At 62.6% G+C, this 19,851-nt stretch carries 23 protein-coding genes; 12 read left to right on the forward strand and 11 right to left on the reverse strand.

What is annotated here, in order from left to right:
• Positions 1 to 26 precede the first annotated feature (26 nt).
• Positions 27 to 1,523 carry a CoA-acylating methylmalonate-semialdehyde dehydrogenase gene (locus BUC36_RS16660; RefSeq protein WP_073277300.1) on the reverse strand — a complete coding sequence of 499 codons (1,497 nt, stop codon included), beginning with the start codon at positions 1,521 to 1,523 and terminating at the stop codon, positions 27 to 29.
• 133 nt (positions 1,524 to 1,656) lie between these two features.
• On the reverse strand, positions 1,657 to 3,456 hold the full coding sequence (recQ, locus tag BUC36_RS16665; protein WP_073277302.1) for a DNA helicase RecQ: 1,800 nt from the start codon (positions 3,454 to 3,456) through the stop codon (positions 1,657 to 1,659).
• A gap of 150 nt (positions 3,457 to 3,606) precedes the next feature.
• Here recQ and BUC36_RS16670 point away from each other — a divergent pair, with 150 nt between their 5' ends.
• The gene (locus BUC36_RS16670) at positions 3,607 to 4,041 is read left to right on the forward strand and encodes a hypothetical protein (protein ID WP_143187027.1); all 435 of its coding nucleotides are present in this window, start codon (positions 3,607 to 3,609) and stop codon (positions 4,039 to 4,041) included.
• A gap of 113 nt (positions 4,042 to 4,154) precedes the next feature.
• Here BUC36_RS16670 and BUC36_RS16675 read toward each other — a convergent pair whose 3' ends face one another.
• On the reverse strand, positions 4,155 to 4,919 hold the full coding sequence (locus tag BUC36_RS16675) for a glutaminyl-peptide cyclotransferase (protein WP_234995042.1): 765 nt from the start codon (positions 4,917 to 4,919) through the stop codon (positions 4,155 to 4,157).
• 24 nt (positions 4,920 to 4,943) lie between these two features.
• Between BUC36_RS16675 and BUC36_RS16680 the strand changes: the two genes are divergently transcribed.
• Positions 4,944 to 5,564 (forward strand): DUF502 domain-containing protein, encoded by a 621-nt coding sequence (locus BUC36_RS16680; RefSeq protein ID WP_073277308.1) that lies wholly within the window; start codon positions 4,944 to 4,946, stop codon positions 5,562 to 5,564.
• Positions 5,565 to 5,594: 30 nt separating this feature from the next.
• Here BUC36_RS16680 and mnmC read toward each other — a convergent pair whose 3' ends face one another.
• From mnmC to BUC36_RS16700, 4 genes are all read right to left on the reverse strand, one after another.
• Positions 5,595 to 7,577: a bifunctional tRNA (5-methylaminomethyl-2-thiouridine)(34)-methyltransferase MnmC2/FAD-dependent 5-carboxymethylaminomethyl-2-thiouridine(34) oxidoreductase MnmC1 gene (gene mnmC, locus BUC36_RS16685; RefSeq protein ID WP_073277310.1), complete on the reverse strand. Its 1,983-nt coding sequence runs from the start codon at positions 7,575 to 7,577 to the stop codon at positions 5,595 to 5,597.
• Between the two features lie 95 nt (positions 7,578 to 7,672).
• Positions 7,673 to 8,206 carry a flavodoxin FldB gene (gene fldB / locus BUC36_RS16690; RefSeq protein ID WP_073277312.1) on the reverse strand — a complete coding sequence of 178 codons (534 nt, stop codon included), beginning with the start codon at positions 8,204 to 8,206 and terminating at the stop codon, positions 7,673 to 7,675.
• 15 nt (positions 8,207 to 8,221) lie between these two features.
• The gene (gene trmL / locus BUC36_RS16695; protein ID WP_073277314.1) at positions 8,222 to 8,692 is read right to left on the reverse strand and encodes a tRNA (uridine(34)/cytosine(34)/5-carboxymethylaminomethyluridine(34)-2'-O)-methyltransferase TrmL; all 471 of its coding nucleotides are present in this window, start codon (positions 8,690 to 8,692) and stop codon (positions 8,222 to 8,224) included.
• An 83-nt stretch (positions 8,693 to 8,775) separates the two neighbouring features.
• The gene (locus BUC36_RS16700; protein WP_073277317.1) at positions 8,776 to 9,306 is read right to left on the reverse strand and encodes a glycine cleavage system transcriptional repressor; all 531 of its coding nucleotides are present in this window, start codon (positions 9,304 to 9,306) and stop codon (positions 8,776 to 8,778) included.
• A 132-nt stretch (positions 9,307 to 9,438) separates the two neighbouring features.
• On the opposite strand from BUC36_RS16700, the gene BUC36_RS16705 reads away from it, so the two are divergent.
• From BUC36_RS16705 to BUC36_RS16720, 4 genes are all read left to right on the forward strand, one after another.
• The gene (locus BUC36_RS16705; RefSeq protein WP_073277319.1) at positions 9,439 to 9,744 is read left to right on the forward strand and encodes an MTH1187 family thiamine-binding protein; all 306 of its coding nucleotides are present in this window, start codon (positions 9,439 to 9,441) and stop codon (positions 9,742 to 9,744) included.
• A 15-nt stretch (positions 9,745 to 9,759) separates the two neighbouring features.
• The gene (locus BUC36_RS16710; protein WP_084536208.1) at positions 9,760 to 10,566 is read left to right on the forward strand and encodes a class I SAM-dependent methyltransferase; all 807 of its coding nucleotides are present in this window, start codon (positions 9,760 to 9,762) and stop codon (positions 10,564 to 10,566) included.
• Positions 10,567 to 10,666: 100 nt separating this feature from the next.
• Positions 10,667 to 10,891, forward strand: a complete 225-nt coding sequence (locus BUC36_RS16715) for a YheU family protein (RefSeq protein ID WP_073277321.1) — start codon at positions 10,667 to 10,669, stop codon at positions 10,889 to 10,891.
• Positions 10,884 to 11,540: an alpha/beta family hydrolase gene (locus BUC36_RS16720; RefSeq protein ID WP_084536210.1), complete on the forward strand. Its 657-nt coding sequence runs from the start codon at positions 10,884 to 10,886 to the stop codon at positions 11,538 to 11,540. Before BUC36_RS16715 ends, BUC36_RS16720 begins: the two co-directional genes overlap by 8 nt.
• Here BUC36_RS16720 and BUC36_RS16725 read toward each other — a convergent pair.
• The gene (locus BUC36_RS16725) at positions 11,537 to 11,821 is read right to left on the reverse strand and encodes an antibiotic biosynthesis monooxygenase family protein (RefSeq protein ID WP_073277325.1); all 285 of its coding nucleotides are present in this window, start codon (positions 11,819 to 11,821) and stop codon (positions 11,537 to 11,539) included. The genes BUC36_RS16720 and BUC36_RS16725 overlap by 4 nt on opposite strands.
• 132 nt (positions 11,822 to 11,953) lie before the next feature.
• Here BUC36_RS16725 and tusA point away from each other — a divergent pair, with 132 nt between their 5' ends.
• A complete protein-coding gene (gene tusA, locus BUC36_RS16730) occupies positions 11,954 to 12,202 on the forward strand; it encodes a sulfurtransferase TusA (protein ID WP_073277327.1) in 249 nt (82 codons plus the stop codon).
• Positions 12,203 to 12,269: 67 nt separating this feature from the next.
• Here the strand turns inward: tusA and BUC36_RS16735 are convergent, their stop codons facing one another.
• A complete protein-coding gene (locus tag BUC36_RS16735; protein WP_073277329.1) occupies positions 12,270 to 12,956 on the reverse strand; it encodes a hypothetical protein in 687 nt (228 codons plus the stop codon).
• Positions 12,957 to 13,265: 309 nt separating this feature from the next.
• Here BUC36_RS16735 and BUC36_RS16740 point away from each other — a divergent pair, with 309 nt between their 5' ends.
• The 5 genes from BUC36_RS16740 (at position 13,266) to BUC36_RS16760 (ending at position 18,069) form a co-directional block, all read left to right on the forward strand.
• The gene (locus BUC36_RS16740; RefSeq protein ID WP_234995043.1) at positions 13,266 to 13,868 is read left to right on the forward strand and encodes an elongation factor P hydroxylase; all 603 of its coding nucleotides are present in this window, start codon (positions 13,266 to 13,268) and stop codon (positions 13,866 to 13,868) included.
• Positions 13,865 to 14,773 (forward strand): 5'-3' exonuclease, encoded by a 909-nt coding sequence (locus tag BUC36_RS16745; protein WP_073277331.1) that lies wholly within the window; start codon positions 13,865 to 13,867, stop codon positions 14,771 to 14,773. The genes BUC36_RS16740 and BUC36_RS16745 overlap by 4 nt, the downstream gene beginning before the upstream one ends.
• A complete protein-coding gene (locus BUC36_RS16750; protein WP_073277333.1) occupies positions 14,770 to 15,903 on the forward strand; it encodes a 4-phosphoerythronate dehydrogenase in 1,134 nt (377 codons plus the stop codon). The genes BUC36_RS16745 and BUC36_RS16750 overlap by 4 nt, the downstream gene beginning before the upstream one ends.
• 1 nt (position 15,904) lies before the next feature.
• Positions 15,905 to 17,041, forward strand: a complete 1,137-nt coding sequence (locus BUC36_RS16755; protein ID WP_234995044.1) for an ATP-NAD kinase family protein — start codon at positions 15,905 to 15,907, stop codon at positions 17,039 to 17,041.
• Positions 17,042 to 17,136: 95 nt separating this feature from the next.
• A complete protein-coding gene (locus BUC36_RS16760) occupies positions 17,137 to 18,069 on the forward strand; it encodes a class I SAM-dependent methyltransferase (RefSeq protein ID WP_073277335.1) in 933 nt (310 codons plus the stop codon).
• A gap of 147 nt (positions 18,070 to 18,216) precedes the next feature.
• On the opposite strand, the gene BUC36_RS16765 is transcribed toward BUC36_RS16760, so the two are convergent.
• A complete protein-coding gene (locus BUC36_RS16765) occupies positions 18,217 to 18,615 on the reverse strand; it encodes a hypothetical protein (protein WP_084536214.1) in 399 nt (132 codons plus the stop codon).
• A 5-nt stretch (positions 18,616 to 18,620) separates the two neighbouring features.
• Positions 18,621 to 19,835, reverse strand: a complete 1,215-nt coding sequence (locus tag BUC36_RS16770; protein ID WP_073277337.1) for a pyridoxal phosphate-dependent aminotransferase — start codon at positions 19,833 to 19,835, stop codon at positions 18,621 to 18,623.
• Between the last annotated feature and the right edge of the window lie 16 nt (positions 19,836 to 19,851).

The following is a 19,851-nucleotide window of genomic DNA, read 5'->3' on the forward strand; positions in this document are numbered from 1 at the left end:
TTTCTATTTCGGCTGTCGACGAGCAATCAATTATTGCTGGGGAAGCTGAACTGCGCTCCTTCGCGCACACCGCTGGCCGGCCAGCGCTGGGTGACGGTCTTGCGCTTGGTGTAGAAACGCACCGAGTCCGGGCCGTAGGCGTGCAGGTCGCCGAACAGGGAGCGTTTCCAGCCGCCGAAGCTGTGGTAGGCCACCGGCACCGGTAGCGGCACATTGATGCCGACCATGCCGACCTTGATATTGTCGGAGAAGTAGCGCGCGGCCTCGCCGTCGCGGGTGAAAATGCAGGTGCCGTTGCCGTACTCGTGGGCATCGATAATGTCCATCGCTTCCTGCATGGTGTCGACGCGCATCACGCACAGCACCGGGCCGAAGATTTCGTCGGAGTGGATGGCCATGCCCGGTTTCACCCGGTCGAACAGGCTGGCGCCCAGGTAATTGCCGTCTTCGAAGCCGGGCACTTTCAGGCCGCGGCCGTCGACCACCAGCTCCGCGCCTTCCTCGACGCCCCTGGCGATATAGCCCTCGACCTTGTCGAGGTGCGCGCGGGTTACCAGCGGGCCCATATCGTTGCCGTTGTCCATGCCGTCGCCGACTTTCAGCTTGGCGATCTGCGCCTGCAGCTTTTCGATCAGCGCATCGGCGGTGGCATCGCCGACGGCGACGGCCACCGAGATGGCCATGCAGCGCTCGCCGCAGGAACCGTAAGCGGCGCCCATCAGTGCGCTGACCGCGTTGTCCAGATCCGCATCGGGCATTACCAGCGCGTGGTTTTTCGCTCCGCCGAAGGCCTGCACGCGTTTGCCGTTGGCATTGCCGGTGGAGTAGACGTACTCGGCGATCGGTGTGGAGCCTACAAAGCTGACCGCCTGCACACGCTTGTCGGTCAGTAGCGTGTCCACCGCTTCCTTATCGCCGTGCACCACGTTCAGCACGCCGGCGGGAATGCCCGCTTCCAGGCCCAGTTCTGCAATAAACAGTGCGGAGCTGGGATCGCGCTCGGAGGGTTTCAGAATAAAAGTATTGCCACAGGCGATGGCCATCGGCCACATCCACAGCGGCACCATGGCCGGGAAGTTGAACGGCGTGATGCCGGCGCAGACGCCGAGCGGCTGGAATTCACTCCAGGAGTCGATGGCCGGGCCGACGTTCTTGCTGTGCTCGCCTTTCAACAGTTCCGGCGCGGAGCAGACGTATTCGACGTTTTCGATACCGCGCTGCAGTTCGCCCATCGCATCGTTGAGCACCTTGCCGTGCTCGCGGGTGAGCATTTCGCAGATCTTGTCGGCGTTCTGCTCCAGCAGTTCTTTCAGGCGGTACATGATACGCGCGCGCTTGGCCGGCGGCACATCGCGCCAGGCGGGGTAGGCCGCTGCGGCCGCCGCGATGGCTTCCTCCACGGTGGCCTTGCTGGCGAGGGAGACTTTCGCCACCACTTCGTTGGTGGAGGGATTGGTGATGTCCTGCTGGCGCGGGTCGTCGGCAACGAACTTGCCGTTGATCAGGTGGCCGATGGTTCGCATGGATTCCTCTCTGGTCGCTTCGCTATTGGTTTATTGATTTGCGTCGTTATTGTTTTGCATCGTTATTTTTTGGGGCAGGCAATTCCATTTGGGAAGTCGCCTGCTGAAGATCAGTCACCGCAGTGTGCGGCAATCATTCGGAAAAGTCGCGCAGCACCGCCAGGAAGGCATCGCCAAAGCGTTCCAGCTTGCTGTCGCCGACGCCGGATACCCCTAACAGTTCTTCCCGGGTTTGCGGGCGCGCGCTCACCATGCCGCGCAGCGTGGCATCGTGGAAGACCACATAGGGCGGCACGCCGTGTTCGTCCGCCAGTTGCTTGCGACAGGCGCGCAGCGCATTCCACAGCGGCTCGTCGGCGGGGGTTAAATCTGCGGCGGCTGCGGAGCGGCGGGTCTCGGCGCGCGCGGCTTTCGGCGGCAGCTTGCGCAACTGCACGGTTTCCTCTCCGCGCAGCAGCGGGCGGCAGGCTTCAGTCAGGCGCAGGCCCTGGAACTCGCCCTCGACTTCGAGATAGCCGCGTACCACCAGCTGGCGCACGACCCCTCTCCACTCGTTGGCGGACAGCTCGGTGCCGATACCGTGGGTGCTCAGTTGGTCGTGGCCGAACTTGCGCACTTTCTCGTTTTCCGAGCCGCGCAATACGTCGATCACGTGGGCGGCGCCGAAGCGCTGGCCGGTGCGGTAGACGCACGACAACAGTTTTGCCGCGGCCTCGGTGGCGTCCCAGGTCTGCGGTGGTTCCAGGCAGGTGTCGCAGTTGCCACAGGGCTCCGGCAGTTCCTCGGCAAAGTAGCGCAGCAGCGCCTGCCGGCGGCAGCTGGTGATCTCGCACAGGCCCAGCATCGCGTTCAGGCGCGCGCGCTCCTGGCGTTTGTGTTCCTCGCTGCCCTCGGACGATTCCACCATCTGCCCGAGTTTGACCACATCCTCGAAGCCGTACAGCAGCAGTGCCGTGGATGGCTCGCCGTCGCGCCCGGCGCGGCCGGTCTCTTGATAATAAGCCTCGACACTCTTGGGCAGGTCCATATGGGCGACGAAGCGCACATCCGGTTTGTCGATGCCCATGCCGAAGGCGATGGTGGCGACGACGATAACGCCTTCCTCGCGCAGGAAGCGGCGCTGGTGCTCGGCGCGGGTCGCCGCCGGCAGGCCGGCGTGATAGGGCAGGGCGGTGAAGCCCTGCTGGTTCAGCCACTCGGCGGTGTTCTCCACCTTGGCCCGCGACAGGCAGTAGACGATACCGGCGTTGCCCTGCTGCTCGGCCTGCAGGAACTGCAGCAGCTGGCGGCGCGCATTGTCTTTCTGCGCGATGCGGTACTGGATGTTGGGGCGGTCGAAGCTGCTGACGAAATGGCGGGCATCGCCGAGATCCAGGCGGGTGGCGATCTCGGCGCGGGTGCGCTGGTCCGCCGTGGCGGTCAGCGCGATGCGCGGCACATTGGGGAACTGCTCGTGCAGGCAGTTCAGCTGCAGGTAGTCGGCGCGGAAATCGTGGCCCCACTGGGATACACAGTGGGCCTCATCGATGGCGAACAGGGACAGCTGCGCCCGCTGCAGCAGCCCCAGGGTGCGGGGCTGCAGCAGCCGCTCCGGCGCCAGGTAGAGCAGGTCCAGTTCGCCGTGCAACAGCGCGCTCTCGATATCCTGGGCTTCGTCGAAAGCCACGGAGGAATTGAGGAAGGCGGCGCGGACACCGGCGGCCTGCAGCGCCTCCACCTGGTCCTGCATCAGTGCGATCAGCGGCGAGATCACCACGCCGCAGCCGGGCCGCGCCAGGGCGGGGATCTGGTAACAGAGAGACTTGCCGCCGCCGGTGGGCATCAGCACCAGCGCGTCGCGTCCGGCCATCAGGGTGTCGATCACCTCTGCCTGGGGGCCGCGGAACTGGGTATAGCCGAAGACGTGTTCGAGAATATCTTGGGGAGAGTTCATGGTGGCGGAGTATACCGCGGGGGAGCCCACAATGTGGCGGGGCTGTCATCACCGCTGTCGAAAAAATAAACTAAAATCCGGCGCTTTTGTTTTGTGATGGGGTTCACGTTTATAATCGTTGCGTCACAGCGACAAGCTAAGGATAAGGCTATGCGTGCTTCAATAATGCTGTCTTTGCTGCTGGCGATCGGGCTGGGAAGCCTAGCCGGTTGCTCCACGACTCCCCCGCGGACGCTGGTTCAGTCCGCACTCGCAGACACCCATCTTGGCTGGCAGCCCGCGCCGGAAAATCAGCTCGCTTACTCGGTAGCCACCGCCTCTGGCATAGCGCGGGTGGAACTGCGGCCGTTGCCGGAAAAAGTGCATACGCTGACACTCGATCTGCCGGGGATGCGCAAGGTGGAAGGGGTACAGTGGCGCGGCGATAACGGCCAGCATTCGATGCTGTTTGACGGTGCCGGCGGCCCGGACGGGATCAGCCTGCAGAGTCGCGGCCACGGTTTCCGCCTGGAGATCCGCGGCGCCGCACTCGATCAGGTGCGCGGCGGCGGACTGCTGACGGTGATTGATTACTATCGGGGTTGAGCCCTTGCCCATCGACTCGTCATACCGGCGCAGGCCGGTATCCATCCGGCGGGTCGGCCTGCGCCGGAATGACGGAAGAACTACGTTGGGCGCGGCCATCGCCGCTTCTGCATTTACTCCTCAAACCCCAGTCCCTGCGGGCGGATCAGATACAGCTTCGGCCAGAATTTTCCCGTTACCCAGAGCCCGTTGCGCTTCCTGTCCCAGGCGATGCCGTTGGCGACGGCGTCCGGGTGACCGGCGTCCGGCGCCAGCTCCCGCAGGTCGATCACCCCTCGCACTGCCCCGCTGGCCGGATCTATCGCGATGATGCGGGTGTCCTGCCAGATATTGGCCCAGATCAGCCCCTGCGCGAATTCCAGTTCATTGAGGTTCGACCACTGCTCACCGCCGCCGCGGACCTTGAGGCGGCGCTTGACCGCGAAGGTGTCGGGATCGCGATAGGTCAGCTCGTCGCTGCCGTTGCTCATGATCAGCTGCTCGCCGTCGCTGGTCAGCCCCCAGCCCTCGCCTGCATAGTGGCGCATACCCAGCGGCGACAGGTCGTCGGCACGATAAATCAACAGTTCGCCGGCCCGCCATGTGAGCAGGAACACCCTGTCGCCGAGAACAGTCAACCCCTCTGCGAAGCGGTTCGCAGCCAGCCATTTGCGCCTTAGGGGATTGGCGCCCGGATCTGTATACTCGGCCAGCCAGGAGCGCCCGTACTGCCCGCTGCTTTCCCACCAGCGCTGGCCGTCGTAATAGAGCCCCTGGGTAAAGTGATCCGCGGGGCGGTCGCGCTCGTCCACAGTGGCGAAGGGGGTCACTGCAAGGTTTGTCTCTGCTGCGCAGGCCAGCGGCAGCAGGGCCAGCAGCAGAAGTCTCCATTTGTGCATTAGCAGCTTTTGCATAGAGAATTTATGACCAGAGTTAAAACATTTATCACCTTGACCCTCCTCGGGGGCCTGGCGGTGGTACTGCCCATCGCCATCTTTATTCTGCTGTTCCAGTGGCTGTTCGGCCAGATCAGCGAACTGGTTGCGCCGGCGGTCGTCTGGCTGGAAGCGCATACCGAGTTCAAGGATACCGTCGCCAAGCTGGCGGTGATAGCGCTGATCCTCGGCGCCTGTTTCCTGATTGGCCTGCTGGTCAAAACCAGCGTCGGTCGCTGGGCGCACCGGCACCTGGACCACTGGCTCGGTCGCCTCGCACCCGGCTACAACACCATCAAGGACCTGGTCCTGCAGTTTATCGGCGGCGGTGCCGGTGAGGGAGTGCTGTCCGGGCCGGTGGCGCGGGTGCGCATTCACGGTGCCCAGGTCCCGCTTTCGGTCACCGCCATCGTCACATCCCAGCACGCCAACGGCGATTTCACTGTCTATGTGCCGACGGCACCGGTGCCGACCTCGGGCTTCGTCTATCACGTGCCGGCCGACTGCGTGGAAATCCTGCCGGATGTCACGGTGGAAGCAGCGATGAAATCCATCGTTGCCTGTGGTTCCGGCAGTGCGAATCTGCTCGCACCCGCGGAACCGGCGTAAGCGCCAGCCGTTAGGTAGCCGCTGACCCGATCAGCGGTTTTTGCCGAGCGCGCGAATGGCGAAGCGCGCCGGGTGCAGGGCTTTGACCAGTTCGGCGGAAACCGGCATGGCCTCGCCGCACAGCCAGCCCGCCAGCACCTCGGCGGCCAGCGGCGCATAGGTGAAGCCGCGCGAGCCGAGGCCGCCGAGCACATAGAGCGCCGGTTGGTAGGCGGCCTGTTGCTGAATCAGCAGCTTGCGGTTCTTTCTCAGGTCGGCGTAGGTCTCGTCGACCGATTCCCAGTCGGGCACCGGGCCCGCCATCGGCAGATAATCCGGCGTCGCCGCGCGCACTGCGGCGCGCCCGCTCACCGGGTGTTGTGCGAAGTCGGCGGCGACCTGCGGCAGCAGCTCGGCAAGGGTGTCGAGATTCTCCCGGTGCTCTTCTTCACGCAACTCAGTTTCCGTTTCCTTCAGCTTGAACGTGGCGCCAAAGCTGTGGCGCTCGCGGAAAACGGGCGCGATATAGCCCTCGCCGCACAGCGTTGTCTGCAACTGCCGTGAATTGGTACTGGCCGGGGCGTTGGAGACCTGGCCGCGAATCGGGCGCAGGGGCAGGGCGGTCGTCTGCGCGAACTGGCGGATACCGTGGGCGCTGCAGATCACCACCGCATCGGCCGTATATTCCTGATCGGCAGAACACAGCTGCCAGCCGGCTTCCTGCGGGATCAGGGTGTCGATGCGGGTAGCGCAATGCAGTGCGATATTGCGGTGCTGCAGCAGTGTGGCGCAGACCCTTTGCGGTTCGATCCAGCCCGCCGTCGGGAAATAGAGCCCACCAAAGTTGAGCGGTACCCCGGCAATGGCACTGGCCTCTTCAGCATTTACCATGCGGGCCAGTTGTTCCGCTTTGTGCTGGTCCAGCAGCTGGCCTATCTGCTGTTGCAGTTGCTGTTCCTTGTCGCTCTGTGCCAGCTGCAACAAGCCGCCAAAGTGGGTTACGTCCGCGCAGTGTTCGCGGTAGTAGCGCTGCGCAAACATCAGCGCGTGCAGATTGAAGTCGCCGTTGGGGCCCGGTTTCGGCGACAATTTTGCGTAGAGGATGCCCTGTTCATTGCCGGAGGCGCCGGCGCCCGGTTGCGAACCCTGATCGAACACCTGCACGGCGATGCCGCGTTCCGCCAGTGCTCTGGCCACGGTCGCGCCGGATACACCGGCGCCGATCACGGCGACGGTTTTCGGCCGGCGCTGTGTTGCAGTGTGCGGCAGGTGCCAGGGCGTTGCCGAAATCCGCGTGGGCGCGGTGGTTTCCAGCTGTCCGCGCAGCATCTCCCGCTTGTGTCCGAAGCCCGGCACTTTCTTCAGTGTGAAACCGGCGTCTTGCAGGCCCCGCTTGACCAGTCCGGCGCAGGTAAAGGTGGCAAATGTTGCACCGGCCTTGCTCAGCGCGGCGATATTCTCGAACAGTTCCGGCGTCCACATGTCCGGATTTTTGGACGGGGCGAAGCCGTCCAGAAACCAGGCATCGACATGGCGATCGCGGTTGTCGTCTTCCAGTCGCAGCGAGCGAAACGCCTCGCTGGCCTCGCCGATCACCAGCGTCAGGCTGACGCGGCCGAAATGCAGCCGGTGCACACCCCGCGCCAGCAGCGGCGGGTAGCGCTCGCTCAGCTGTTCCGCGAGCGGCTGCAGCTGCGGCCAGAGCGCCAGTGCGCGCTGCAGGTCTTCGGCCCGCAGCGGGTATTTTTCCACGGTGATGAAATTGAGATGCGCGTTCGCCGGGGCGGCCTGCAGCCACAGTTCCCAGGCGGCGAGAAAGTTGAGCCCGGTGCCGAAGCCGGTCTCGCCGATGGTGAAGGAATCGCCGTCCCCCAGCTCCGCCCAGCGCCGGGGCAGGTCATTTTGCTGCAGGAAGACGTAGCGGCTCTCCTCCAGTCCGGAGGCGGTGGAGAAGTAGATATCGTCGAAGGCGCGCGACAGCGGCAGTCCGTCGTCTCGCCACTCGATATCGGCGTGCAGGTCTTTGTCGCTCACGATCGTTCTGTCCCGCTCATTCGACTCAAGGCTTTCCTATGGCTCAGGGCTTGTTCGTGGCTCAGGGCTTGTTCGTGGCTCAAGGCTGTAGCCCGTTATGTTTTCAACCCAAACTGGCGCATGACCTGCGTGCACCACTTGTCGATGCGTTCCTCGCTGCGGTCGAACTCGTTTTCCTCGTCGAGCGCCAGGCCGACGAATTGGGAGCCGTCATCGGTGAGGCCCTTGGATTCCTCGAATTCGTAACCTTCCGCCGGCCAGTAGCCGACCGCGCGCGCGCCGCAGGCGAGCAACTGCGCGTGCAGGTAGCCGAGGGCGTCCTGGAACCACTGCGGATAGCCTTCCTGGTCGCCGAGCCCAAAGAGGGCAACGATTTTGCCATGCAGATCCAGCTGCGCCAGGTCATCCCAGATGTTTTCCCAGTCCTCCTGCAGTTCGCCGTAGTCCCAGGTGGGAATGCCGAAAATCAGGAAGTCGTAGTTTTCCGCCAGGGCGATATCGTCTTCGGCCACATTGTGCAGATCAATCCACTCGGCACCGATACGCTCGCGAATCTTCTCTGCGGCCATTTCGGTGTAGCAGGTACTGGAGCCGTAAAATAGTCCTATCGGGGCTGTGGATTCGTGCATAACAACAACTAAAAATTACTTTGTCAGCGCGCCGGAAAAATCCAGCTGGCGCCAGGCTTCGTATATGACCACGGCGGCGGCATTGGAGAGATTGATGCTGCGGCTCTCGGGGCGCATGGGAATGCGCAGCGTGTGCTCCGCGCCAATCTCGGCGAGAAACTCCGCTGGCAGGCCGCGGGTCTCGGGGCCGAAGACGATGGCGTCGTCGGACTGGTATTCGATATCCGTGTGGCTGCGGCTGCCCTTGGTGGACAGGGCCAGCACGCGGGCCGGTTGCTCGCTGTCGACGAATGCCTGCCAGTCCCGGTGGCGCACCACGCGGCTGTACTCGCTGTAGTCCAACCCGGCGCGGCGCAGGCGTTTGTCGTCCATCGCGAAGCCCAGCGGTTCTATCAGGTGCAGCTCGGCACCGGTGTTGGCGCACAGGCGGATGATATTGCCGGTGTTGGGGGCGATTTCCGGTTGGTAGAGAACAATCTTAAACATGGGCTAGTGGCCGGCAGTGGCGGCCATATCTGGACAGGCCGGGCGGAAGTGCCCGGCCCAATTCGGCGCGGATTATTTCATACTTAGAGAGTCGAGGCGATCTCCTCGCAGTCGATCTCGACGCCCAGCTCGTTGGCGATTTCGTCCAGTTCGTCGCGCAGGCCGTCCAGATCCATGTCCTCCGCCACGGTGATCACGCATTCGGCGGTGAACAGCGGCTCGCCGCTCCAGGGGGTGCTGCCGTAACCGGTTTCCAGCTGCTCCATATTGATCTGGCGCGCTGCCAGGGCGCGGGATATCTCGCGGACGATGCCGGGGCGATCGTTGCCCACCAGCTTCAATGTTACTGTCTGCTGTGGGCCCGCGGCGACGGCGACCGCCTCTTCCACGACCAGCTTGAAGTCGTCTCCGCTCAGCGCCGCGAGTGCGTCCTTGAGGCCCTGGCAGGAATCGGCGGGCACGCTGACGCGCAGGATACCGGCGAACTTGCCGGCGAAGTGCGCCATGCGGCTGTCCTCCCAGTTGCCGCCGTTTTCCGCCACCACGGCGGAAAGCTTTTCCACCACGCCGGGCTTATCGTTGCTGATCAGGGAGATAACGAGGTGCTGTTGCATATGGTATTCCTTTGCTGCAGGGGAGGCGATTACACTGATTGTAGCGACTGACGGCTTGTCTGATAACACCATCGGCTGGTCGTAAAGGTATTATTTCCCGGCGCCATGCCGGATAACTTTCGGAGGCTGTCGATGAAAGTGCACGCGGATTTGTGTGTCATCCCCATTGGGACCGGTGTGTCGGTGGGGGAATATATCGCGGAGTGCCAGAAAGTATTGGATGAGGCTGGCCTGGAACATCGAATGCACGCCTATGGCACCAATATTGAAGGCGAGTGGGACGATGTGATGGCGGCGGTCAAGCGCTGCCACGAACGCGTTCACGCCATGGGCGCGCCGCGGATCAGTACCAGCCTGAAACTGGGAACTCGTACGGACCGCGAGCAGTCTCTACAGGATAAGATCGACAGCGTGCGATTGAAGTTGGACCAACGATAACAACGAGGAGTCAGGATGAAGATTAAACAGATGCTGGTGTCACTGGCATGCGCGGCCGCTTTTACCGGCAGCGTGCAGGCCTCCGATCTCAAGACCGTCGTCGAGGGGGATCACCGCACCGAATCTTTCGCGGCGCGCGACAAGTACCGCCACCCGCAGGAAACTCTGCAGTTCCTGAGTATTCAGCCGAATATGACTGTGGTGGAGATTGCTCCGGGCGGCGGCTGGTACACCGAAATTCTCGCTCCCTATCTGAAGGAAGAAGGCACCCTGTACGCGGCGCACTTCCCGGCAGACAGCGAGTCCGCTTACTACAAGCGCTCCCTCAAGGCGTTTAAGGAAAAACTGGCGGCGGACAAAGACAGCTACGGCAAGGTGAAGCTGACCGAGTTCGACCCGGCCGCCGGCCGCCCAATTGCCCCGGCCGGCAGTGCCGACGCGGTGGTGACCTTCCGCAACGTGCACAACTGGATGAACGGTGGCTACGATCAGCAGGCATTCGACAGCTTCTTCACCGCGCTGAAACCAGGCGGTGTGCTGGGGGTGGTCGAGCACCGCGCTAAGCAGGGCACCAGCCGCGAGGATATGATCCGCAGCGGTTATGTGACCCAGGACTATGTGATCCAGCTGGCGAAAAAAGCTGGCTTCGAGCTGGAGGAGTCCAGCGAAGTGAACGCCAACCCGAAAGACACGGCCCAGCACCCGAAAGGTGTCTGGACGCTGCCGCCGTCTCTGCGCCTGGGCGATGAGGACAAGGACAAGTACCTGGCCATCGGCGAGAGCGACCGCATGACCTTGCGCTTCCGCAAGCCCAAGTCTTAATTTTTCCGGTAAGTGCGGCCCATGGCCGCGATTGGAGGGTATCCTGTTGCCCGATGATCGCGGCCATGGGCCGTTTCTATTACTGGCAGTAGCAACTTTTATGATTATCCCATTCCAACAACTGGATCCCGACACCCTGCAGAGCCTGCTGGAGGAATATGCCACCCGCGACGGTACCGATTACGGCGAGCGCGAAGTAAGCCTGGTGGACAAGGTGGCCAGCCTGCGCCGCCAGCTGCAATCCGGCGAAGTGGTGATCTGGTTCGAACCCGGTGAAGAGTCGGTCAACCTGGTGCTGGCGCGGGATATTCCGGACGATGTCTGAGTTGTTGATAGACAGCCTTGAGCCCATGATAGACAGCCCTGCCGAACCCCGGGCGCGCTTCCTGTTTGCCCACGGCGCCGGCGCGCCGATGGACAGCGACTTTATGCAGGCCATCGCCGCCGGACTCTGCGAGAACGGGGTGGAGGTGGTGCGGTTCGAGTTCCCGTATATGGCCCAGCGCCGCACCGGTGGCAGCAAGCGGCCGCCGAACCGGATGCCGGAACTACTGGAGTGCTTCCGCGAGCAGATCGAAAGGGTCTGTGAAAGGGGCGACGGCCTGCCCCTTTTCATCGGCGGCAAGTCCATGGGCGGCAGGGCTGCCAGCCTGCTGGCACAGGAGTATGCCGATCGCGGTGTCGTGGCCGGATTGGTCTGCCTCGGCTATCCGTTTCATCCCCGCGGCAAGCCGGACAAGCTGCGCACCGAACACTTGCTGGAGCTGAGCTGCCCGACGCTGGTAGTGCAGGGCAGTCGCGACCCGCTGGGCAATGCGGAAGAGGTGGCGGGATACGGACTGCCAGAGTCCGTTCAGTTGGTGTGGCTGGAAGACGGAGATCACGACTTCAAGCCTCGCGGGGTCAGTGGAATGACCCGCGAGCAGCACTGGCAGGCGGCGGTCGCTGCGGTGGCGCAGTTTCTACGGGCTTAGGCAACTTCCAGAATCGTAATCCGTTCCTCATCTACCAGCACCGGTGCCAGCAGGGCCATCTGCGCGCGGCGGTCTTCACTGGTATACCAGTGCTGCCAGTGCAGTTCGGATTGCCACTTGGAAAGAGTGAAGCGTCGCAGCGGGTTGTCTTTTTCGACAAAAGTCTGTCCCTCGACAAACCCCACGGTGCGGTAAGCCTGGGTCAGTATCTTGCGCGCCGCTTCCTCGTAGGTGGTTTGCATGTCCGGGGCAATTTCCCGCTCAATCAATACGTAAATCATCTTCTACTCTTGATCAGCTTTTGGTTCCTGACGATTCTAGCCCGCCCGCGCCGGATCATGTTAGGCAAATTGGCCGACGAGTCAGGCAAAGTTGCAGATGACGACAGGGGGCAATTTCCGGACAATAGCACTATGAAGTCAGATCCCATAAAACCAGATCACAAGCTCGATGCCCGCGGCCTGCTGTGTCCCGAGCCTGTCATGATGCTGCACGCGGCTGTGCGCAAGGTGGCAGCCGGTGAAGTGTTACAGATGATCGCCACCGATCCCTCCACCCAACGGGATGTGCCGAAGTTCTGCCAGTTTCTCGGCTATGAGCTGGTGGATCACGCCGAAGAAAACGACGAATTCATCTACTGGATCAAAAAGGCGGAAGCGTAGCGGCAGGAGCTTGGGGGCTGAAGCGTAAGTATCGGGGCGAACCAGTGGCTCGCCCCGACTGATTGGGTTACGGGGAAGTCACCAGTGCCGCAATGGCAGCCAGCGCCTCCGGGTCTTCGGATTTGATCTTGTTGGCGATATGGTGCTGAAAGAAGTAGCGGAAGCCCTTTGCCTCCTGCGCCGGGTAAAGGCACAGGTCGCCCGGCAGTACCGGGGTGGTTTCCACGATATCGTGATCGATCAGCATGCCGTGAATCTCTCCGCTGGCATATAACCGCCAGCTCACGACTTCGGTGAGGGTCAGGTTCTCCCGCTGCTCGTCCATAAACACCCCGTGGGTGCCAATGGTGTCGGGGATCTCCTGCAACACCTCCTCGGCCTTGCTGCTCTCGTATTCGAAGTATTCCGCCGCAGTTTCCAGCTCGACGATCTTGTGGATGGGGGGCTCGTGGAAGATTTCCTCGATGCCGGGATCGTAGTAGCCCTCGAAGCGTCCGTCTAAAGGATCCTTGATGTCGGGACAGGCCACTATGGAGTTTAACCAGGGGACGAGGCCAACGACCTCGCCATTTGCTTTCAGGCCCCAGCACAGAATTTTCAGGCTGTAGAGATCAGAGCCGCTGGAGCTGTTGGAGTAGAGCATTTCCAAGCCGTCTAGCTCCGGCGAAAGGCGGATAAAGCGCCTGCTCGCTGAAGTTTCGATCGGCTCGCCGGTGAAGAGGTCAACCACGTTACTGAAGCTGTGGTCGGTCATGGAGCACCTCCTTGCAGGGCCGGTTATATACCGCCTCTATCCAGAAGATGTTGCGTACCGCGAGTGCCCTATCTCTGAACGAAGGCTGGGGCAGGAGGGCGTTTGACTGCTTATTCCCCCCTGGGGGAATCCGGTCAAAGGGGAGGGGGCCCCTTTGTCGGCGTCCCTGTAACTAAAGGTATATGCTGATTTCCGGAAATACAACCAGCGTTTTAGATCTGTTGGTTATCCCCGGCGTGGTTTTCCATGACTTTGCTCCTGACGGTGGCGTTGATATAGTCCCCGCCTTTGTCGCCCCCGGAGAACCTCTTGTCTGCCCCGAGCCTGGAACTGGCCCCAGCCCCGACCACCGAAGCGCTGGCGGACCGCATTGTGGCGGTCTTCGATCGCTGTTTCGCCAGCCCGCGCGGTCTCAATACCCGCCTGCGCGGGGGCTTTGACGAGCCCTATTATCGACCTGCGACTGAGGGGCGGCCGGCACATGAAGAGCTGCGCTATCACCGGGTGGAGTTCACCCGGGACTATGCCGCCAGCGCCCTGCACGAGGCCGCCCACTGGTGTGTGGCGGGCGCGGCGCGGCGCCAGTTGCCGGATTACGGCTACTGGTATGCGCCGGATGGGCGCAGTGAGGAGCAGCAGGCGGAATTCGAGCGGGTGGAGGTCAAGCCCCAGGCGCTGGAGTGGATCTTCGCCCGCGCCAGCGGCCTGCGTTTCCGGGTCAGTGCCGACAACCTGGAGAGTGGCCTAGGCCCCAGCGACAGCTTCAAGCGGGCGATCTGGCAGCAGGTACGGGATAACTGCCGCCAGGGGGTCAACGAGCGCGCCGCGACGTTCGCGCGGGCGCTGGCGGCGGAGTTCGGTCGTCCGGATCCATTGGATCCCGCGCTATATCAACTGGCGGAGCTGGCATGAGTGGAAACAACTCCGCGACCTTCCTGGTAGACGCCTCGGTCTATATCTTCCGCTACTACTTCGCGCTGCCGCCCAACTGGACGAGCAAGTCCGGCTATTCCACCGAGGCGGTGTACGGCTTCAGCAACTTCCTGCTCGATCTCCTCGCCAGGCGCCCGCGCCACATAGCCTGCGCCTTCGACGAATCCCTGGGCAGCTGCTTCCGCAACGAGCTCTACCCGGACTACAAGTACAGCCGCGCACTGCCGGACGAGGCGCTGGCCTTCCAGCTGGCCGCCTGCCGGTCGATGGCCGAGGCGCTGGGCATTGCGAGTTTCGCCAGTGAGCGCTACGAGGCGGACGACATCCTCGCCACTTTGACCGGTATCTGCCGCGATCAGGAGCCAATCATCATCAGCCGCGACAAAGACCTGGGGCAGTTACTGGACCGGGGCGCCTCATCCTTGTGGGACTTTGCCGCCGATAAGCATGCGGATACCGCCGCGATCCAGGCCAAGTTTGGCGTGCGCCCCGGTCAGATCGCCGATTACCTGGCGCTGGTTGGTGACGCCAGTGACGACATCCCGGGGGTACCCGGCATCGGCGCCAAGACCGCGGCGCGCCTGCTGGCGGAGTTCGACGATGTGGAGTCGCTGCTGCAGCGACCCGAGCAGGTGGCCGGCCTCAAGCTGCGTGGCGCCACGGGTATTGCCGCGCGTCTGCAGGAGCATGCGGAACAGGTCGTGCTGGCCAAGCGCCTGGCGACCCTCGAGGAAAATATCGAGCTGGATATCCAACTGGCGGACCTGCAGCCGCAGCCCGCGGATATCGGCGTCGCCCAGGCCCTGGCCGATGAATTCGGCATCGGCGGCCTCAAGGCTAAAATCGAACGGACACTGACAGTCGACAACAGGGAAACGGTGTGAAGCAGTCTGACCTCACGATCGTCGCCGACGAAAATATCCCCGCGCTGGAGCACTACTTCGGCGATCTGGGCACCCTGGTGCGGGTGCCCGGGCGCACCCTGACGCGCGAACAGCTGGCTGAAGCGGATGTGCTGCTGGTGCGCTCGGTCACCCAGGTGAATCAGGACTTGCTGGAGAACACGCCGGTGCGCTTCGTCGGCAGCTGCACCATTGGCACGGATCATCTGGATACCCATTGGCTGGAGCAGCAGGGCATTCCCTGGAGTGCCGCGCCCGGCTGCAATGCCAATTCGGTGGTCGAATATGTTTTCTGTGCGCTGGCCGCGCTGGGTGTCGAGTGGAACGGGCGCAGCTTTGGTATCGTCGGCTGCGGCAATGTGGGTGGCCTGCTGCAGCGGCGATTGCACGCACTGAATATTCCCTGTGCGGTTTACGATCCCTGGCTGCCCGACAATCCCGATACGGCGACTCTGCAACAGGTGCTGCAGCAGGATGTGATCTGCCTGCACGCGCCGCTGGTAAAGAGTGGTCCGCACCCGAGTTTCCATATGATTGGCGAGCGGGAGCTGGCCCAGATAAAGGACGATGCGGTGCTGATCAGTGCCGGTCGCGGTGCGGTGGTGGACAATCAGGCGCTGCTGCAATTGCTGCGCCGGGGCAAGCGCTTTACCGCCGTACTGGATGTGTGGGCAAACGAGCCGGATATCGATATCGATTTGCTGGAGCTGGTGGATATCGGCACCCCACATATCGCCGGCTACAGCCTCGACGGCAAGCTGGCCGGCACGCGGATGATCCGCGCGGCCCTCTCTCGGGCGCTTTCTCTACCCGCAAGCGGGGAAGAGGGCGGGAGGCAGGGCTCAATGAAGCGAGAAGTCGTGTCGCCCGACAAGGCGGAATCCGCTGTTGGCGCGGTAGCTAGGGCTCTACTGCAAATCTACGATCCGCGCGCCGATGACCGCCGTCTGCGCGCCGCCGCAATGGGCGAGCTGCCAATGGCAAAGGCGTTCGATCAGCTGCGCCGGGAATATCCGGAGCGCCTGGAATTTTCCCATTACCGGGCCGACGCTGCCGCTCTCGATGAATTACAGCGGCGGCAACTGCAAATACTGGGGCTGGAGTCGGACTGACGTGCAAGTGAAAAAACTCGGACTGATTATCAACCCCTGGGCCGGCGTCGGTGGGCCGGCGGGCCTGAAGGGCAGCGATGGCGCCGAGACGGTGCAGCAGGCCCTGGCAGCGGGCATAGAGCCGCAGTCGCACAAGCGCGCGGCGATTGCGCTCACAGCGCTGGAAAGTTTCCGCGAGCAGCTGGAGATCCTCTGCTTTGCCGGCAACATGGGTGAGGACGCCGCGAAAGCGCTGAATTTTGCCACGCGAGTCGTTGGCCAGGCGGAATCCGAGCCGTCCACGCCGGCGGATACGGAAGCCGCTGCACAGGTGATCAGAGAGGCCGGTGCCGACCTGATTGTATTTGTCGGTGGCGACGGCACCGCGCGCAATATGGTCAATGCCCTGGGCGACGATTTTCCGGTGCTCGGTATTCCCGCCGGAGTGAAGATGCACTCCGCCTGTTTTGCGATTTCCCCCCGGGCCGGCGGCGAAGTGCTGCGGCGGCTGATGGCCGGTCAGCTGGTGGACCTGCACGAGCACGAAGTGCGCGACATCGACGAGAAATCCTTTCGCGAGGGACGCGTCAGCACACGCCACTACGGCGAGCTGCTGGTGCCGGAAGAGGGACACTTCCTGCAGGCGGTGAAAAATGCCGGCCGCGAGGTGGAGGAGCTGGCGGTGGCGGATATCGCCGCCGATGTGGTCGAGGAGCTGGATCCTGACACGCTGTATATCGTCGGGCCCGGTTCCACCACGCTGGCGATACTCGATGAGCTGGGTCTCGCCGGCACACTGTTGGGGGTGGACTTGTTGCGCGACGGCGAGCTGGTTGCCGCCGATGTCAGCGCACCACAGATTGAGCGGGCACTCGCTGCGCATGATGGTCCGGCAAAAATTATTCTCACCGCGATCGGTGGTCAGGGGCACCTGATTGGTCGCGGTAACCAGCAGTTCTCACCGCAGGTTTTACGGGCTGTCGGGCGCGACAACCTGATCGTCGTCGCCACCAAGACCAAGGTCACCGAGCTCGGCGGCCGGCCGCTGCTGGTGGACAGCGGCGATCCGGAACTGGACGAGCAGTGGAGCGGTTTTATTCGCGTCATCACCGGCTATCGGGACGCGATTCTGTACCCGCTCAGCAATGGGGACCTGTAGTGAATCGAGTTCGTAGGATGGGCAAAGCGCAGCGTGCCCATCAACCGGCGCCGATGGGCACGCTGCGCTTTGCCCATCCTACAACCTGAAGACAGATGTCGAAAAACTGGCAAATCCTGCTGGAGCAGGTGAAAACAAAACTGGATGAAAAGAGCCCGGACAGCCGGCGTTTTTTTCACGGCCGCGGCCGCTGTTACCCGGGCCTGGAACAGGTCTGTGTCGACAGCTTTTTCCCGGCGCTGCTGGTGACTTTCTTTGAAGAGTACGAAGGCGAAGACGACCTGTGCGAACAGCTGTGGCAGCTGGCCGAGCCACACGGCTATCTGGGCGTGGCGGCGCAGCGCCGCTATCGGCAGGGCGCACCGGTGGACTGGCACTGCGGACAGCCGGTGGTGGCGCCGCTGGCCCGCCGCGGTGAGCTGAAGTTTCCGCTCACGTTCGAGCGGCAGAACGTCGGCTTCTTTCTCGATATCGAGCCGGGGCGGCGCTGGCTGGAACAGCAGGTCAAAGCCCGCGCCGGGACAGAGAATCTGAAACTGCTGAACCTTTTTGCGTTTACCTGTGCGTTTTCCGCCGTGGCCCGTGCGGCCGGCGAGCTGGAAGTCGTCAATATCGATGTGAATCGCGGTGTGCTCAATCGCGGCCGCGAGAACCACGAGTTCAACAAGCTGCCGCTTAAGGGCATCAAGTTCCTGCAGCTGGATGCGCTGCGGGAATTCAAGCGATTCGATCGCCGCGGCCCTTTCCAGCTGGCGGTGGTGGATCCGCCCACGCGGCAGAAGGGGCGCTTCGACGTCAGCCTCAACTACGAAAAGCTGCTGCAGCTGTTACCGGATTGTCTGGCGGAAGAGGCGGATCTGCTGATGGTGATGAATTCGCCGCGCCACAGCGAAGTGCACTTCCGTGAATTGATCGAGGGGGCCGACAGCCGTTTCGAAGTGGTGGAGCGCTTGCCGCAGAATGCGGATTTCCCCGATCGGGATCCGGATGCCGCGCTTAAAATGCTGCACGTAAAATTCCGCAGGTAGCCTGCACGATACGCAGTGCGCTGTCGTCGTTCCGGCGTAGAGCCTGTGCCGGACTTGATCTGGTATCGGAACCCAGGTGCCACCGAACTGGATACCGGCTTGCGCCGGTATAACGAGTCAGTGAGGGTTTGACTCGAAACAGAGAACCTACAGGATGTGGAATTCCCGCATCAGCCGTTCCATCAACTCCTGCAATTGCGGCGACGAGCCGTTGCGCACGGCGCTGTCGAGCAGCTGTGCGTTGCTCTCGCCGGACTCCGTCTTTTTCACCAGCAGCAGAAATCCGCGGTGGCTCAGCGCCGCTTCTTCTACCGCTTCCTGGCGCACCAGCTGCGAAAAATTCATATAGCCGCTCTGCTGCAGCCAGGTCATGGCGCCCAGGCAGGCGAGGTGGCGCGGCGAATGCAGGCCGAATTCGTCCGGGGTGTCGGGACCGGCGATGTCCTCCACGTAGACCGTGGCCGGGGCCGGGAACTGGTTGAACAGCGCCAGCAGTAGCCTGCCGGCGTCGCGGTAGAAGTCGTGAATGTGCAGGTCGTCCAGCATGGGCACTACTGAGAATATCTTTCCAGGAAATAACCCAGCCGCTCTATCGAGTGGGAGAGGTCGTCGGCGCGCGGCAGGAAGACGATGCGCAGATGATCCGGCGCGTCCCAGTGGAAGGCGCTGCCCTGCACCAGCAGGATTTTTTCCTGCCGCAGGAATTCAAGCACCAGCCGCTCGTCATTTTCGATCTTGTGGTGGTCCAGGTGCAGTTTCGGGAACAGGTAGATGGCGCCGCGGGGTTTCACGCAGCTGACCCCGGGAATGTCGTTCAGCATCCGGTGGGCCAGGTCGCGCTGCTGGCGCAGGCGGCCGCCGGGCAGCACCAGGTCATTGATGCTCTGGTAACCGCCCAGTGCGGTCTGTACCGCGAACATGGCCGGCACATTGCCGCACAGGCGCATCGACGACAGAATGTCCATGCCCTCGATAAATCCCTTGGCGCGCTGCTTGGCGCCGCTGACGATCATCCAGCCGGAGCGGAAACCCGCCAGGCGATAGGACTTGGACAGGCCGTTAAAGCTCAGGCAGAGCACATCCGGAGCCAGCTTGGCCATCGGGGTGAACTCTGCATCGTCGTACAGAATCTTGCTGTAGATCTCATCGGCGAAGATCACCAGGCCGTGGGTGCGGGCAACCTCTACAATTTGTTCCAGCAGCGCACGGGGATAGACGGCGCCGGTGGGGTTGTTCGGGTTGATCACGACAATGCCGCGGGTGCGCGGGGTGATCTTGGCCTTGATATCCTCGATATCCGGCAGCCAGCCGGCTTCCTCGTCGCAGCGGTAGAGCACCGGGTGCGCGCCGGTCAGGTTGGTGGCGGCCATCCACAATGGGTAGTTGGGCATCGGCAGCAGCAGTTCGTCGCCGTTGTTCAGCAGCGCCTGGGTGGCCATGGAAATCAGCTCGGAGACGCCATTGCCGAGATAGATATCGTCGATATCAACCCCTTCGATGCCGAGGGTCTGGCACTCCTGCATAATGGCCTTGCGCGCGGCAAAGAGGCCTTTGGATTCCACGTAGCCCTGGGCCTGGGCCAGGTTGTGAATCACGTCCTGGATGATCTCGTCAGGAGCGTCGAAGCCGAAGGGGGCCGGGTTACCGATATTCAGTTTGAGAATACGGTGACCTTCCTCTTCCATGCGGTAGGCCTGTTCCATCACGGGGCCACGGATTTCGTAGCAGACGCCGTGCAGTTTTTCCGACTTTAGAATGTCCTTCATGGTGGCTGTGGTAACC

This window comes from Microbulbifer donghaiensis, from assembly GCF_900129095.1.
GTDB classification, from domain to species: domain Bacteria; phylum Pseudomonadota; class Gammaproteobacteria; order Pseudomonadales; family Cellvibrionaceae; genus Microbulbifer; species Microbulbifer donghaiensis.

Coding starts and splice junctions, on each gene's coding strand:
- BUC36_RS16710 (WP_084536208.1), top strand. CDS start 9,760: ATGAAGATTAAACAGATGCTGGTGTCACTGGCATGCGCGGCCGCTTTT.
- BUC36_RS16670 (WP_143187027.1), top strand. CDS start 3,607: ATGCGTGCTTCAATAATGCTGTCTTTGCTGCTGGCGATCGGGCTGGGA.
- BUC36_RS16735 (WP_073277329.1), bottom strand. CDS start 12,956: ATGACCGACCACAGCTTCAGTAACGTGGTTGACCTCTTCACCGGCGAG.
- BUC36_RS16680 (WP_073277308.1), top strand. CDS start 4,944: ATGACCAGAGTTAAAACATTTATCACCTTGACCCTCCTCGGGGGCCTG.
- BUC36_RS16720 (WP_084536210.1), top strand. CDS start 10,884: ATGTCTGAGTTGTTGATAGACAGCCTTGAGCCCATGATAGACAGCCCT.
- tusA (WP_073277327.1), top strand. CDS start 11,954: ATGAAGTCAGATCCCATAAAACCAGATCACAAGCTCGATGCCCGCGGC.
- BUC36_RS16770 (WP_073277337.1), bottom strand. CDS start 19,835: ATGAAGGACATTCTAAAGTCGGAAAAACTGCACGGCGTCTGCTACGAA.
- BUC36_RS16725 (WP_073277325.1), bottom strand. CDS start 11,821: ATGATTTACGTATTGATTGAGCGGGAAATTGCCCCGGACATGCAAACC.
- BUC36_RS16675 (WP_234995042.1), bottom strand. CDS start 4,919: ATGCACAAATGGAGACTTCTGCTGCTGGCCCTGCTGCCGCTGGCCTGC.
- BUC36_RS16715 (WP_073277321.1), top strand. CDS start 10,667: ATGATTATCCCATTCCAACAACTGGATCCCGACACCCTGCAGAGCCTG.
- BUC36_RS16760 (WP_073277335.1), top strand. CDS start 17,137: ATGTCGAAAAACTGGCAAATCCTGCTGGAGCAGGTGAAAACAAAACTG.
- BUC36_RS16745 (WP_073277331.1), top strand. CDS start 13,865: ATGAGTGGAAACAACTCCGCGACCTTCCTGGTAGACGCCTCGGTCTAT.
- recQ (WP_073277302.1), bottom strand. CDS start 3,456: ATGAACTCTCCCCAAGATATTCTCGAACACGTCTTCGGCTATACCCAG.
- BUC36_RS16660 (WP_073277300.1), bottom strand. CDS start 1,523: ATGCGAACCATCGGCCACCTGATCAACGGCAAGTTCGTTGCCGACGAC.
- BUC36_RS16765 (WP_084536214.1), bottom strand. CDS start 18,615: ATGCTGGACGACCTGCACATTCACGACTTCTACCGCGACGCCGGCAGG.
- fldB (WP_073277312.1), bottom strand. CDS start 8,206: ATGCACGAATCCACAGCCCCGATAGGACTATTTTACGGCTCCAGTACC.
- trmL (WP_073277314.1), bottom strand. CDS start 8,692: ATGTTTAAGATTGTTCTCTACCAACCGGAAATCGCCCCCAACACCGGC.
- BUC36_RS16700 (WP_073277317.1), bottom strand. CDS start 9,306: ATGCAACAGCACCTCGTTATCTCCCTGATCAGCAACGATAAGCCCGGC.
- BUC36_RS16705 (WP_073277319.1), top strand. CDS start 9,439: ATGAAAGTGCACGCGGATTTGTGTGTCATCCCCATTGGGACCGGTGTG.